At 67.4% G+C, this 14,479-nt stretch carries 9 protein-coding genes and 1 pseudogene; 1 reads left to right on the forward strand and 9 read right to left on the reverse strand.

Annotated features, from left to right (window positions below; all coding sequences use genetic code 11):
- Nucleotides 1-4: 4 nt before the first annotated feature.
- From QQY66_RS17190 to QQY66_RS17200, 3 genes are all read right to left on the reverse strand, one after another.
- Nucleotides 5-3,595, reverse strand: coding sequence for a type I restriction endonuclease subunit R (locus QQY66_RS17190; protein ID WP_301981243.1), 3,591 nt, complete (start codon nucleotides 3,593-3,595; stop codon nucleotides 5-7).
- 158 nt (nucleotides 3,596-3,753) lie between these two features.
- Entirely contained in the window at nucleotides 3,754-4,119 is a 366-nt protein-coding gene (locus QQY66_RS17195) for a hypothetical protein (protein WP_301981244.1), read from the reverse strand.
- Nucleotides 4,116-4,469, reverse strand: a complete 354-nt coding sequence (locus QQY66_RS17200) for a hypothetical protein (protein ID WP_301981245.1) — start codon at nucleotides 4,467-4,469, stop codon at nucleotides 4,116-4,118. The genes QQY66_RS17195 and QQY66_RS17200 overlap by 4 nt, the downstream gene beginning before the upstream one ends.
- Nucleotides 4,470-4,790: 321 nt before the next feature.
- Between QQY66_RS17200 and QQY66_RS17205 the strand changes: the two are divergent.
- Nucleotides 4,791-5,507: pseudogene (locus tag QQY66_RS17205) on the forward strand (hypothetical protein); the annotation flags it as partial.
- 124 nt (nucleotides 5,508-5,631) lie between these two features.
- Here QQY66_RS17205 and QQY66_RS17210 read toward each other — a convergent pair.
- The 6 genes from QQY66_RS17210 to speB form a co-directional block, all read right to left on the reverse strand.
- Nucleotides 5,632-6,852, reverse strand: coding sequence for a restriction endonuclease subunit S (locus QQY66_RS17210; protein WP_301981246.1), 1,221 nt, complete (start codon nucleotides 6,850-6,852; stop codon nucleotides 5,632-5,634).
- Nucleotides 6,845-9,463, reverse strand: a complete 2,619-nt coding sequence (locus QQY66_RS17215; RefSeq protein ID WP_301981247.1) for a class I SAM-dependent DNA methyltransferase — start codon at nucleotides 9,461-9,463, stop codon at nucleotides 6,845-6,847. Before QQY66_RS17215 ends, QQY66_RS17210 begins: the two co-directional genes overlap by 8 nt.
- Nucleotides 9,464-9,558: 95 nt before the next feature.
- Nucleotides 9,559-10,239, reverse strand: coding sequence for an RloB family protein (locus QQY66_RS17220; RefSeq protein ID WP_301981248.1), 681 nt, complete (start codon nucleotides 10,237-10,239; stop codon nucleotides 9,559-9,561).
- Nucleotides 10,239-11,516, reverse strand: a complete 1,278-nt coding sequence (locus tag QQY66_RS17225) for an ATP/GTP-binding protein (RefSeq protein WP_301981249.1) — start codon at nucleotides 11,514-11,516, stop codon at nucleotides 10,239-10,241. The genes QQY66_RS17220 and QQY66_RS17225 overlap by 1 nt, the downstream gene beginning before the upstream one ends.
- A 118-nt stretch (nucleotides 11,517-11,634) precedes the next feature.
- The gene (locus tag QQY66_RS17230) at nucleotides 11,635-13,377 is read right to left on the reverse strand and encodes a thiamine pyrophosphate-binding protein (protein ID WP_301981250.1); all 1,743 of its coding nucleotides are present in this window, start codon (nucleotides 13,375-13,377) and stop codon (nucleotides 11,635-11,637) included.
- A complete protein-coding gene (gene speB, locus QQY66_RS17235; RefSeq protein WP_301981251.1) occupies nucleotides 13,374-14,354 on the reverse strand; it encodes an agmatinase in 981 nt (326 codons plus the stop codon). The genes QQY66_RS17230 and speB overlap by 4 nt, the downstream gene beginning before the upstream one ends.
- Between the last annotated feature and the right edge of the window lie 125 nt (nucleotides 14,355-14,479).

The raw sequence follows: 14,479 nt of genomic DNA on the forward strand, positions 1-14,479 counted from the left end.
CCGCCTATTCTCCCCTCGCCCTACTCCGGAACTGCCGAAGGTTGTCCTGCGCGAAAGACGCCAGGCGCTCAGCCGCGTTGTCCAACGGCGCCCAGTCCGCGCCCACCACGGGCCGGACACCGCCACTGAGCAGGACTTCGTGCAGCTCTCCGGCCAGCATGCTGATGTCCTGGTGCTGCCCCTGGTACGACGCCCTGGCCATGGCCCGGGTGGCCACATCGCACACCTTGCCCGTGAGCTGTCTGACGTCACCGCTGTCGGCCAGTCTGATCCCAGGGGTGACCTCCAGGATCTGCTCCACCAGCCGGTACACCTTCTGTTCGAGCGGCGATAGACCGGCGAGTTCCGGGGACTCCTCCTGTTCTTGCCTGGCCTCCTCGATCAGCGGGCCGAACTCCTCGATCTGCTCCTCGAAGCGACCCGGCATCGTGCGCAGGATCTCTTCCAGGCGCTTGGAGAGCCGCTCGTATTTCGCGGGGTCCTCCCGCTTCGTCCGCTCCTCCAGATGGAAGCGGAGCGCATGGCCCATCTCCGCCGCGGCCTCCTGCGGCGGCAGTCGCCGCACGGCGTCGTCGAAGGTGAGTGCGGTGAGCGAGACCGGCGGAATGACCTGATCGATCTCCGGGCCTTCGAGGTGGTCGGCAATCATGGCCCGGACCTTGCGGCCGTACCGGCGCAGCGTGAACGTGCCGCCCTCGGCGTCCCTGCACAGACGCCGCACCCGCTTCTGGAGGAGGCTCCAGCGCCTGGCGTCCGCCACGTAGTCGAGGGCGTCCTCGTGCGGAAGGACGCGCTCAAGGGTGGCGAGGAACGCGTGCAGTACCTCGTCAAAGTCGAACCGCAGGGCTTCGGGTTGCAGGGCGAGGGCCGCGGGCCCCAGTTTCGCGAGCTGGTCGAGTTCTGCGTCGTCGATGCCGTTGTGCTGCAGGAAGTCGCGGACCTTTTGGGCAGCGGGCCCGAGGTTGTTCACCTCGTCGGACAGCTTGCGCATGGTGTCGGTGACGTCGGCGTTCCGGTACCCGGCGAGTGCGCTGGAGAGGTGCTCGAAGACTCCGTAGTAGTCGACGACGTAGCCGACCTCCTTACCGGGCGAGGTGCGGTTGACACGCGCGACGGCCTGGAGCAGCTCGGCGTCACGGATCGGCCGGTCCAGATAGAGCACCTGTTCGCGCGGGGCATCAAATCCCGTAAGCAGCATGGACTTTACGATCAGGAAGGCGATGGGGCTGTCGGGGTGCACGGGGTCGGGCACCGAGGTGGGCAGCGGCGTCTCGCTGTTCACGGCATCGGACCACGGGGTGTTCATGCCGTCGGCGGGGTCGATCGGCGGTATCGGGGCTTGCGGTGGATTGAAGGGGGTCACGGCGACCCACTCCGGATCGGGTGCCAGCTCGGAGAACGCCCTCTGGAAGCGCTCGGTGTATGCCTCCTGGCGACCGGCGTCGGTCCACTCCTTCCACTCGCCTCGCTTGTTCCCTGATCCCGGCGAGATGACGGGAACGAAGTCGATCCGCCGCAGCAAAGCCCGGAACTGGTGGGCCTGGTAGAGGTAGCGCAGCCTGCCGGGCAGCTCCTCCAGCGGAATCCCGGCCACCGACTCCGGGGCGAACTCGGCGAGCTCAGCGAGCAGTTCGTCACGGGCCTTGCGCAAAGCGTGGTGGTACTGCACGGCCGCCTTCCGGCTGACGGCCGCGACCTGTGCCTTGAAGCCGCCAGGCAGCACCGTGGTCACCCAGTGCTCCAGCATGTCCTCGGCCTTCGCCTCGATCATGGGAACGGACTCGGCGACGTCCCGCTCGGTGGGCCACCGCTTGAGCAGCGCGGCCCGCTCCTCAGGAGTGCGGTCCCGGACGAGGTCGTCGAACCCCTCGTCAAGGACCTCCCCGTCACGGACCTCGCCTTCCCCTGTCCGCCCCTCGTAGCGGATACGGACGACGACGCCGTCGTGCTCGGCATCCTCCATCCGGTACTCGTCGAGGAAGCCCCGCGGAGAGTCGCCGCGCCCGAAGATCCGGCGCGTGTCCTCCTCACGCCCGGTGATGATCGGCGTTCCCGTGAACCCGATCTTGGCGGCGTTCGGGATCGCCTTGCGCAGGGCGGCATGCAGGATGCTGGTGTGTGAGCGATGTGCCTCGTCGACGAGGACGAGGATGTCGGGCGAGGTGTTGCACTCGGGAAAGTCCGGTACGGGTCCCTGAGTTTCAGCTTGCTCTCCTTGCCCGGCTCCCTCACCCTCCCCGACCAGATCCCGGTCGTCCCCGTTGCCTTCGGCGTCCCCGGCGAACGTGAACCCAGTCCCGTACTTCTGGATCATCCCGAAGACGACGCGCCGCCCGCCGTCCCGCAGCAGCCCTTCCATCTGCGTCCGGGTCTTCGCCGTCTCGACATCGGACTCGCTGAGCTTCAGCGTCCGCGACAGCTGGGTCTGCAACTGGGTGCGGTCGGTGACCACGACCACCATGAACTCACTGAGCCGATGGTGCAGATGAACCCGTCGTACCAGAAACGTCATGGTCAGCGACTTACCGGAGCCCTGTGTGTGCCAGATGACACCGCCACGCTCGTCATCGGTGTCTCGCCCGGCACGAGCCCGCCCGGTCAGCAGTCTGCGTACGGCTTTCTCGGCGGCCCGGTACTGCTGATGCCGGGCGACGGCCTTGACGGTCCGCACGGCCCCGCTGTCCGCCCCCGACTCGACGGCCATCGGGATCACGTAGTGCCGTACGACGTTGAGCAGGGCGGCCGGCCGCAGCACCACACCGACGAGCTTCTGCTGCTCGCCGAGCGGCGCAGGTGCGGATTCGGACGCGGATGTGGCGCCGTCCGCGAGCAGCCCGGCGGTACGCAACTCCCGCCGCAGCGTGCCCTCTTCCTCCGGTTCGACACTGCGCCACGGATGGAAGTGCTCGGGCTCGGAGGTGACGGTACCGAGGTGGGCGGTCTCTCCGGTCGCGGCAACGAGAAGCTGCACGGTCCGGAACAGTTCCGGCACCCCGGCGGGGACCGGAGTCCCGGTGGCGTCGAGGTCCAGAACGGGATTCCCGGCGTAGTGCCGGAGATCGAGTACGGCACTACGGACGGGCTCGGCGAGATCGGCGCTCTTGCACTCGACAGCGACGATCGGGATGCCGTTCACGAAGAGGACGAGGTCGAGTATCGACAGGTCACCGGAGCGGCTGCGCACGCGGAGCTGGTCGACGACGGTGAAGGTGTTGTGCGTTACACGGTCCGGGTGCCACTCGACGTACTGGACGGTGGCGGAAGGCCCACCGTGCGCGGCGGAGGGCGAGGGCAGCGTCCAGCCGTGAAGCAGCATGTCGGTGGCAGCGATGTTCGCGTGTACGACACCCTTACCGAGGGAGAGGGAGGCAAGCTCGCTCACCACCCGCCTGATGTCGTCATCGCCCATCCAGGGCTGACCGTCACCGCCACGGAGGTTGATCCGACGTAGGGCGGGCCCTAGTTGGTCGACGAGCAGCGGCACAGCCGCGTCAAGCGTGTCCAACTCCGCGCCCGGGACGTGCGTCCACCCCATGGCCTCCAACTGCGCGACGAACGGCCGCTCCACCTCGTCCCGCTCGACGTGCACCACCACGGCCCCGCGCCCCTCCGTACGTCCCTCTGTTCCCCGGAGATCCATTCTGCGCCCGGGGGCGCGGTAAGGGGAGGGGATCCGGACGGAGGACGCGGCTGAGCGTGCGAACGTACGGGGCTATGTGGTGGTACGTCCGCACGCTCGGTGGGGCGGGCGGGTCAGGTGCCGGTGTCCTCCTCGGGGACAGCCTCAAGGACCTCGTCGTCGTGGGGCACGGGGAGACGGGCTCCCCTGATCCGGGCGATGCGATGCACGTCGTGCAACGACTCGGTCAATCGAACGACGAGGAAACGGAGTTGGGGCGCGGTGGCCTTGCCGTCACCGAGGAGATCGGCGGCGTGGTCGAGGAGGTCGTCGGCCATGTCGAGCTGGACGGCTTCGACGTCGTCGGCAATGCGGGAGAGATGACTGGTGCCGGTGTTGTCGGTCAGGAGGTAGCAGGGGTTGCCGTCGAGGTTGGACCAGGGGAGGAGACGGGGTCGGCTGACGGTGGTGGCAGCGACGTCGTAGCTCTCGTAGATCATGCGGCGGCCACCTCGACGCCTCGGATTCGGCGCGGGCCGACGTCGACGCCGTGGATACGCCGTGGCCCTGCGTCGATGCCGTGCGCGGCGAGCCAGAGGGCACGGCGACGGGCGCGTAGCTGTCTGGCCTGCTCGCGTTGTTCGTGGGCGAGGAGGTAGGGGCGGACGAGTCGGGAGTCCTCGCCACGGATGGGGGTTTCATACGGGGAGGGGCGGCAGCTGGGTGCGGCGGGGACAGCAGGTACGGGGGTGAGCGCCACCCCTCCCCCGGCGGAGAGCCGGTGCCGCCCGGAGGCGGGCCACAGCAGCCGCAGCAGCGGCTCGACGAGGCGGGCGATATGGTGCAACACGTCTTCAACTCCAGTGCAGTTGAGGGCCATGCCCCCGGGCCGTCGCTAGCGGTCGCGGGGGTCCTTCCTTTCGGCCGAGATCGCTCGGCGCGTGTGCAAGAGGTAACCGTTCGGACACCCTCCGCAGGTACCGTTGGAAGGCGGTGGGACCGTGAACGCCGTGAACGCCGTCGTTGAACACCACACAAGCCGTTGGGAGTTGAGGACATGGCAGGGAAACGCACCCCCAACCGCGCCCTGGACAACCTGCTTGACCAGGCACGATGGACCAGGACCCAGCTCGCACAGCAGGTGAACCGCCTCGGCCCTCAGGCAGGCCTCGACCTCACGTACCTGACCGGCTGGATGGCCATGTACGAGAAGGCCCACGGCCTCGGGCAGCGCTACTACGTCCAAGCCCTCGGCCTGGCGCGCGAGGCGGAAGACCACGTCACCTACTGCAGGACACTGCGCGGCATGTCCCTCCAGGCCTCCAACCTGGGCTACGGTCCCAAGGCCCTGGAACTCGCGGACTTCGCAGCAGAAGCAGCCCCTTCTGCGGGCCCGCGTCTCGTGGCGTTCCTACGCGGCCAGCAGGCTCATTCCTCGTCCATGGTGGGCCTGAAGCAACAAGCCCACGCGCGCCTGAAAGAGGCAGAGGACGCACTGTCGAAGGCGGACAACCGCAGGGATTCGATCGGCGGCTACGACCAGACCGCGTACCTCTTCCACGTCTCCCACGTCCTGTACGAGGAGAAAGATTTCGCGGGCTCGATCAAAGCCCTGAAACAGTCGATCCGCCTCCAGCCGAAACAGGAACGCCAGGGCCGCGTGCACGCCTATGCCCTTCTCGCGCAACGCCAGCTACGCGTCGGCCACTTGGACGCGGCCTGCGAGAGCTGGTCACGGTTCCTGAACGAGTACGAACACGTCTCGTCCAACCGGGGTGACGACCACTTCCGCACTATGGCCACCGAACTCCGCCGCCACCCGAACGCCCGGCCGGTACGTGAGCTCGCCGTCCGCGCACGGGAGGTAGCTTCAGCTAAGGCGGCATAGGCCCGGCGCTGTTCCCTGTGTCGGCAAACTGATCGCCGTTCTCCTCACGGCGGTCAAGACCGGGTCCTCTTGCCTGGCCGCTGACCGCCACGAACTTTCGCCCCACGGCGAGAGCCGGACGTCGTTACGCCACCGCCGAAACGGCAGCCCGCCCGGACAGCAGGTCGTCCACGAGCCCTTGTTTGAGCTGACGAAGCTTGTTCAACTCCCCGACCTCGCGGTCCATCTGCTCATCGCATGCCTCCAATGTCGCAACGATGCGACGCTGTTCAGCCAGATCGACTGGAAGATCAATCGCCAGTTCCCGCAACCGGGACGGATTGACGTTCACTTGCTGAACAGCAACCGTAGAAATGGACCGCACTCGTTGCCGAACCAGTGGGTGCATCAGCCATTCGACGAGATACTCCGGCGTCACCCGCTGCAGATCAGGAATCAAGCGCACCAGGTACGACGCAAATGTCGCGTTCGGTAGCTCGTCGCGCCAGATTGCCGACTTGCCGATGTGCTCCATGCTGTTGGTCCTGTTGAACAGAACGTCGCCGCGCCGAAGGAACAGCTTCTCCGGAACCGGAACCGGACAGTACCGAAGCTCCTCCGCATCAATCCGGCCGTCCTGGATGTTGTTCATCCGCAGCACTGGCATGCCGCACGCATCCCTGTCGAGCGCTTCGGAGATCCCGTACTCAGCCGACGGGACAACTTCTTTGAGCGGGACACGCGCCCAACCCGGCAACGGGCTTTCGCTAGTCACGGATTCCATGGCTGACAGCAGAGCCCCTCTCCGCACGCTACGGAGCTTGGCGATGGACGCCTCAATACCACGCTCCATCTCCGAGACGCCGTCGATCACCTCAACGATCCGCCGCTGTTCCGCCAAGTCTACTGGGTGTGCGATAAGTTGTTCAGCGAACTTGTCCTGCGGCAAGTGCGCGATGCTCGTCTGACTGACACCATTGACGAAGAGGTCGAATCGGGCGGCGTACGCCATGTAATGGAGCATGTACCGCGGCTCGATCGCCCCGCGCGTGCGCAGCCGGTGTAGCGACATCTGAAAATAGCACTCCTCCCGCTGACCTTCCCAGATCGCCGTCCGCCCCACCTCCCCTCCTTCGGTTACAAGAAGGTCCCCTGGCAGCAGCCTGAATCGCTCCCTTTCAGCAGCGCTGAAGCTCATTCGGTTGAGCTTCTTGAAGTGAATTCGATTCCACTGAACATCTTTGTTAGTGACGTACTCGCGCTGCTCCAACCCTGCTGATGCTTCCTTGTTCAGCTTCTTGCCGATTTGCATGTCAAAGAGGTCACCGACCTTGCTCAACGTCCACCCGGGAGCCAACTCACGCATACCCGAGCTCCTTCAGGAACCCATCCAGCTCTCCGGCCGCCCGTTCCCGCCCCGCCCGAATCTCCCTCAAGGACACCGCATACTTCTGCTCCCACGTCTCATAAGACGCCGCCAACTCCCACTGCCACCGCACCACATGGCCATCCAGCTTTGCCGCCAGGTCGTCCCGCAGCAGGTCGAGCACGACCCGGCGTTCCCCCTCCGCGTCCAACTCCTCCCGCGCCCGGAACAACCGCGGCGGCTCCTCCCTCAGCGTGGGCGAGTCGCTCGGATACGGATACCGATGGAAGTCCGTCTCAAGGCGTTTGATGTCTGCGCCTGCCTTCGTGCGCGCCTTCTTCACCTTCGCCAGCTCAGCCGTGAGCTGGGCCAACTCCTCGACGCTCAGAGCGGCTTCCTCCGGGTCAGCGTCACCATCAGACGGGTCACCGTCAGTCTCCGGCTCCTCCCCGCCCCCGGAAAGCCGCGCACTCAACTCCTTGAACCGCGCATCCGCCTCCGCCTTGCGCGCATCCGCCTCCGCCAGCTCCTCCAAGAACCGGGGAGCAATGGCGGCAACCACCTTGTGGTCGTACGCCTGACGCCGCTCCGCCGCCGTCCTCGTACGCAACTTCTTTGTTCGTGCGTCCTGTTCAGGCGAAAGCATCGTGTCGACGTTCTCGATCCACCCGTCGACGACACCCCCGAACCCGTTCTCGGACAGCGCGAGCAGGTCGTACTTGGCGTCGTACCACCAACCCGCGACCGCCCCTGCCAGCGCATACCGGTCCAGCAACCCGACGCGGCCCAGCCGTTCCCAGAACGACTTCATCAACTGCCCCCGCACCGCCATCAACGCGGCCTTGCGCTCAGATGACGTAGACGAAGCAAGAGCTTCAGGTGTGGCCGCCACCGCCTCCAACCGGCGGGCAGCCTCTTCCTCCCACCACTTGCCGAACTCCGCCCGCAACGCCTCCTCCCGAGGCCGGGCCAGCTCCCCCAGCTCAGGACGGCCACCCGCCACCTCGCCCCGGAAGTCCACATACACCGGGTCCGCGGGCTCCCGCTCCACGAACAGATCAGCTACTCCGATCCCGTACGAGTCGAGCAGCGGCTTCTTCGCCTCGATCTCCGCTCGCGGCACACCTCCCACCAGATGCGCCCGCACGTCTTGCGGCTCGGGCGGCGGCGTGTTGTCGACGTACCGGCGGATGTTGAGGTTGTCGTCGTTCAGGGCGAGTTCCTCGCGGGTCACGATCCGCGAGAAGCCGGGTACCTCCGCGTACGCGTGGAACGTAGAGACGATCTTCTCGGCGTGCTCGGGCAACAGCACGTTCTGCGCCCGCTCCGAGTGGAACTCCCGGTCGGCGTTGATGAACAACACCTTCCGCTCCCGCACCGGGTCCTTCCGCCCAGGCGGACGCAACACCAGGATGCAGGCCGGGATGCCGGTCCCGTAGAAGAGGTTCGGTGCGAGGCCGATGACCGCCTCGATGGCGTCCTTCTCCAACAGTTCCGTCCGAATGGCCTGTTCACCGCCGCCACGGAACAGCACGCCGTGGGGCATGACCGTGATCACCATGCCACCGCGAGGGCCCTCCCGCTTGGCCTCCCACAACATGTGCTGGAGGAACATCAGGTCGGCCTTGCCGCGCTCGCTCGTCTTCCCGTACTTGGCACGCTCGGCCGGATGCGCCAGATCCGCGAGGGCGTAGTCCAAGGAGAACGGCGGATTGCTGAGCACTCCGTCGAAGCGGTCCTCATCCGACCGCGGTACATGCGCCGGCTGCGAGAGCGTGTCCCCGGTGGCCAGGTCGAAGCGGCGCACCCCGTGCAGGACCATGTTCATCGTCGACATGATCCATGAGCCGGAGTTGGCATCCTGCCCTGCGAAGAACATCGATGACGTGTCGCCACCGTGCTCCTCCACGTACTCCGCCGCGTGGATGAGCATGCCGCCCGAGCCAACGCACGGGTCGTAGATCCTCATGTCCTCGGTGGGGGCGAGGAGTTCGACCATCATGCGGACCACGGCGCGCGGAGTGTAGAACTCGCCGCCCTTGCGTCCGGCCGAGTCCGCGAACTCCTTGATCAGGTACTCGTACGCGGCACCGATCAGGTCGGGGAACTCGAAGTCCTCCGTGCGCAGCCTGATCCGCCCGAAGTGCGCGATGAGGAGTTTCAGGCGCTGGTCGGCAAGCTTGGCCGTGCTGGACGCGGCGCCCGATCCACCGATGCGGTTGAAGTCGAGGTGATCAAAGAGGCCTTTGAGCTTGGCGTTCTGGCTCTCAAGTGCTTGGAGCGCGGGACGCAGGCTCATCTCGTTGATGTTGGAGGTGGCAGCGGAGACCTTGTGCCAACGGGCCTTCTCCGGCACGTACAGCACATCGCGCTTACGGTAGGGCCCCGCCTGCTCCAGATAGCCGGGAAGGTCTTCGTCGCTGAGCTTCAGCTTCTCGACCGCGTACTCCCTGAGCTTGTCCCTGGCCGCCTCGAACTCGTCATTGGCCCGCTTCAGGAAGAGCAGCCCGAAGATGTAGTCCTTGTATTCGGAGGCGTCCATCGTGCCGCGCAAAATGTCAGCGGCGGCCCACAGATGCCGTTCCAGCTGGGCGAGCGTGAGCTTGGCCACGTGCGACTCCCTACGACCCGACCTTAGATAACGGAGAGACTTTATTGCCCGGCCGGGGCCATATCGAAATCAGCGCATGTTTGTGGCCGATGGGGTCAGTACGTGTCGATGTGCAGTGCCTTCTCCACGAACTCATGCACGTCGGTGTACGGGTCCCGGTCCCACTTGTCCACATGTGCCGCATGCTGGCTGTTCATCCGCTCGGCGTTCTTCCGCGCCGCCTTGTACCGGCCCAGGACCTGGTGTGGCAGGACGACCTTGGGACTCTTGGCGTCCTGGGAGCCGCGCTGGAACGGCAGTCGCTCGGCCGCCCCGTCGCACACCCCGGCGAACGAGCCGCTGACCGGCTTGTAGTGGGCGAGGCGCCACACCTCGAAGCACGGATGCGAGAAGGCGACTCCGATGCCAGCCCCCTCCGCCTGCTCCAGCGCGTTGCGGATGTACTTGTACCTGTCGTGATCGAAGAGGCACCAGACTTCAGGCAGGTACTTCGCGTCCAGTTTGGCCCGCTTCGCCTTGCGGTCCTCTTCGCGCTTCAGCTTGATCGCCTGCTCGACGAGGTCGAGCGGCTTGCGTCCGCTGTCCGCCCTGCGGTTGGCGATGTGCATCTCCACCTGGACCTCGTCGGCCATTGGGACGCCCTGGTCCTTGAGGATGTCGAGATACGAGGGCTCGGTCACCTTGCCCTCGGTGAAGATGAAGACCTGACGCCTGCGCTGTCCGCCCCGCCGAGCCGGACGCTCCCACGAGTCCTTGCCCTTCTGCGCCCGCCCCATCAGTCCCGCCCCGCCCGGTCCGATCGATCGCCTGACTCGTCGTACGTCCCGGCCTCACGCGCCACGAGCAGCCGACGCGCGATCTGCCCCTCCAGAAGGGCCGGAACCCCGCCGAAGGCCCCCGCGAGGTACGACTGCGTGAGGTCCTCGTCCTCGCCCGGCTCCACATCGGTGAGCGGATACAGCTCGGTCGCCCCGTCCTTGTCCTTCTGCGTCAGCCAGACCTGTCCGGGGTCGAGGAGCCGCTCGCCGCTCGGGGTGGTGAGCACCGTCGCGTCGTGCGACGTGAAGACCAGCTGGGCGCCCTTGGGGTTCGCGTACGGGTCGTGGAAGAGCCGCACGACCTCTGCGGCGAAGCGGGAGTGCAGGCTCGCGTCGAGTTCGTCGACGAGCAGGACCGCGCCTTCGTCGAGGGCAAGAAGCATGGGGCCGAGGAGAGCGAACCAGGAGCGGGTGCCGTAGGACTCCTCCTGCCAGTCGAAGGACACGTCCCCTGCAGCCGAATGGTGCGTCAGCTTCACGGTGTCCTGGCCCGTGCCGTCATGGACGACCATCGCTCTGGTGATGCCGAGGTCGGCGACCCGCAACAACTCCTGGATCCTGTTGGCCCTCGGCCCTGACAGCTCCCTCGTGGTGTACCGTGCGCGCTCGTCCCGCTCGACCTCAGGGTTGATCATCCAGAAGTTGCGGCGAAACCAGTGGAAGAGCGGAGAGAGCTGCGGGTGGTTGTCCGTGCCGGCCGTGGAGAGCAGCAGTGCGTTCGGCCGCGTACGCCGTACGAGCTGGGCCCGGTCCCTGACACGTCCGCCGCGCCACTTGAAGACGTCCGGCCGGGAGGCGTCGCGGTCGAGCCATTCCTGACGGCGGCCGCGCGGATAGCTGTGCAGCCACTCGGATTCGACACGGGTGGCGCCGAGCTCGAAGCCGTACGTCCAGCGGACCGAGTCGATGACGACGTCGACCTCGAAGAAGGAGGGTTCGCTCTCGCTCTTGGGACTCAGGGCGAAGACCTGGCGCGGGATGCCGTCGTAAGAGGCCCAGCGTGCATAGGAGTTGAGGACCGCGTTGCGCATGTCAGTCATCGCGGTCAGGACATTCGACTTGCCGGAGGCGTTGGCCCCAAAGATGCCGATCAGCGGGAGGACGGAGATGGATCCGCCGCCCGCAAGCTCCAGGGGATTCGCCGACGCGTCCTGTCCGTCGCCAGGCGCGACGAAGGACAGCTCCTGCTCGTCTCGCAGGGACCGTACGTTCGCGACGCGGAACCTCAGCAGCACGCTGTCCTCCTCTCCGGGCTCAGAGTAATGGCCGCATCTGACATCGGCCCGGCCTGGGACGCCTGCGACCTCACGGAACCTATCCCGTGAAGGTCACCGCGAACAGCCGATCAGGTGATCAGTCCGAGCCCAGGTGGGTCGGCGCGAACATGCGCAGCACCGCCGGCAGAACGACCACCGAGGGCCCCGGTGCTGCCAGCGCCTTCGCCAGGTCCGTCTCCAGGGTCTCGGGGGACGTGCGAACCCCCGGGACCCCGAAGGACTCCGCCAGCGCCACATAGTCGGGCCGGGTCAGCTCCGTCGCCGTCGCCTCCCCGAACGCGTCGGTCATGTACTCGCGGAGGATGCCGTAGCCGCCGTCGTCGACGATGAGCCAGGTGACCGGCAGGTCGTACTGCCTGGCCGTCGCCAGCTCGGCGATCGAGTACAGGGCGCCTCCGTCGCCGGACACCGCGAGCACCGGTCGTGTCGGATCCGCGGCTGCCGCACCGAGCGCCGCCGGGAAGCCGTAGCCGAGGCCGCCGGCGCCCTGGGCGGAGTGCAGGAGGTTGGGGCTCTTGGCGTCGAAGGCGGACCAGGCCCAGTAGGCCAGGATCGTCATGTCCCAGAAGGACGGCGAGTCGGCGGGCAGGGCCCTGCGTACGGAGGCCAACACGTCCTGTTCCAGGGTGAGTTCCTGGGCGGCGATGCGCTCGGAAACCTTCGCCAGGACCGCCCGCACCCGCTCCGGCGCCGACGCGTCCGTCCGCTCCTCCACCGTCTCCAGCAGCGCCTGCAACGCCAGTCGCGCGTCCGCGTGGATGCCCAGTGCCGGGTGGTTGGACTCCAGCTTGCCGAGGTCGGCCTCGATCTGGACGACCCGGCCGCGCGGCTTGAACGTGTGGTAGTTGGACGACACTTCACCCAGACCCGAGCCGACCACCAGCAGGACGTCGGCGTCCTCCAGGAAGTCCGTGGTGTACCGGTCCTCGATCCACGACTGGAGCGACAGCGGGTGCTTCCAGGGGAACGCGCCCTTGCCGCCGGGCGTGGTGACCACCGGCGCCTGCACCCGCTCGGCGAGCCGACGAAGTTTGCCCGAGGCGTCCGACCGTACGACTCCCCCGCCCGCGATGATCGCCGGGCGGGCAGCCTTCGACAGCAAGTCGGCTGCCACCGCCGTCAGTTCGGGGCGCGGCGGCAGCTCGTCGGGGAAGGCGTCGCCGCCCGTCACCACCGGGATCGAGGTCTTCGCCAGCAGCACGTCGTGCGGGATCTCCACCCACACCGGGCCGTGCGGGGCCGTCAGCGCCGACTTCCAGGCCGCCTCGATGGCGGACGGGATCTGTGACTGCGTACGGACGGTGTGGACGGACTTGACCACGCCCCTGAACGAGGCCGCCTGGTCCGGGAGTTCGTGCAGATAGCCGTGGCGGCCACCGCCCAGCCCCGCCGTCGGGATCTGGCTGCTGATCGCGAGCACGGGCGCCGAAGCCGCCGCCGCTTCCTGAAGCGCCGCCAGTGACGTCAGCGCGCCCGGTCCCGTCGACAGCAGCAGCGGTGCCGCCTCGCCCGTGATCCGGCCGTACGCGTCGGCCGCGAACCCGGCGTTGTTCTCCACCCGGAGCCCGATGTACCGCAGGTCGCTGCGCCGCAGCGCGTCGAACATGCCGAGCGCGTGCTGGCCGGGCAGCCCGAACACCGTCGTGGTGCCGAGCGCCGCCAGCGTCTCCACGACCAGGTCTCCGCCGTTGCGGCCAGTCATCACGCGGCGCGAAGCGCCTCCTTGAGGGGTGGTGGCCGGGCGACGGGTGGGCGGATTCAGCGCGGCCGAGATCTGTGCCTCGGTCGGACGGAGCACCAGGTCGTGGTCGTGGGTCACTTGGCTTCCGAGTCCTTCCGGGCCGCCGCGATCTGGCGCGACATGATGGTGGTCAGTTCGTACGCCGTGTGGGACGCGGCCACCGACGTGATCTCGGCGTGATCGTACGCGGGGGCCACCTCGACGACGTCGGCCGAGACCAGGTTGCAGGACGCCAGACCCCGCAGGATCTCCAGCAGCTCCCTCGACGTCATGCCGCCCGCCTCCGGCGTCCCCGTGCCGGGCGCGTGCGCCGGGTCCAGGCAGTCGATGTCGATGGAGATGTACAGCGGGCGGTCGCCGATGCGCTGGCGGAGCTGGTCGGCGACCTCGTCGACACCGCGCCGCATCACGTCCGCGGACGTCACGATGCCGAAGCCGAGCTTGGCGTCGTCGTCCAGGTCCTGCTTGCCGTACAGCGGTCCGCGTGTACCGACGTGCGAGAGGGCGGAGGTGTCCAGGATCCCCTCCTCCACCGCCCGCCGGAACGGCGTCCCGTGTGTGTACTCGGCGCCGAAGTACGTGTCCCAGGTGTCGAGGTGCGCGTCGAAGTGCAGCAGCGCCACCGGGCCGTGCTTCTTGGCCACGGAGCGGAGCAGCGGGAGCGCGATCGTGTGGTCGCCACCGAGGGTCATCAGCCTGGCCCCCGTCCCCAGCAGCTCGTCCGCCGCCGCCTCGACCGTCTCAACGGCCTCGTTGATGTTGAACGGGTTCACCGCGATGTCCCCGCCGTCCGCGACCTGCGCCAGCGCGAAGGGTGACGCGTCCTGCGCCGGGTTGTACGGCCGCAGCAGCCGGGACGCCTCACGGATCGCGTTGCCGCCGAAGCGGGCGCCCGGCCGGTACGAGACGCCCGAGTCGAACGGCACGCCGACCACGGCGACATCGGCACGGCCGACCTCGTCGAGCCGCGGCAGCCGGGCGAAGGTCGCGGGCCCGGCGTACCGCGGGATGCGGGAGGAGTCGACGGGGCCGCGGGGCGTCTCGGTGCTGCTCATGAAAAAATGCCTTCTTTCCTACGCTTCGTCGCGTATATACATCTGCCCTCGACTCTACTGGGGATCCGGGGCTGATTCGGACGCGAGTTCGGCGGCCCGGACGACCGTGCCGACTGCCGGTCCAG

It is taken from the genome of Streptomyces sp. DG2A-72, from assembly GCF_030499575.1.
Lineage (GTDB): Bacteria > Actinomycetota > Actinomycetes > Streptomycetales > Streptomycetaceae > Streptomyces.

What these genes read in the sequence shown, in the direction of transcription:
- QQY66_RS17195 (WP_301981244.1), bottom strand. Translation starts at nt 4,119, where the DNA reads ATGATCTACGAGAGCTACGACGTCGCTGCCACCACCGTCAGCCGACCC.
- speB (WP_301981251.1), bottom strand. Translation starts at nt 14,354, where the DNA reads ATGAGCAGCACCGAGACGCCCCGCGGCCCCGTCGACTCCTCCCGCATC.
- QQY66_RS17220 (WP_301981248.1), bottom strand. Translation starts at nt 10,239, where the DNA reads ATGGGGCGGGCGCAGAAGGGCAAGGACTCGTGGGAGCGTCCGGCTCGG.
- QQY66_RS17210 (WP_301981246.1), bottom strand. Translation starts at nt 6,852, where the DNA reads ATGCGTGAGTTGGCTCCCGGGTGGACGTTGAGCAAGGTCGGTGACCTC.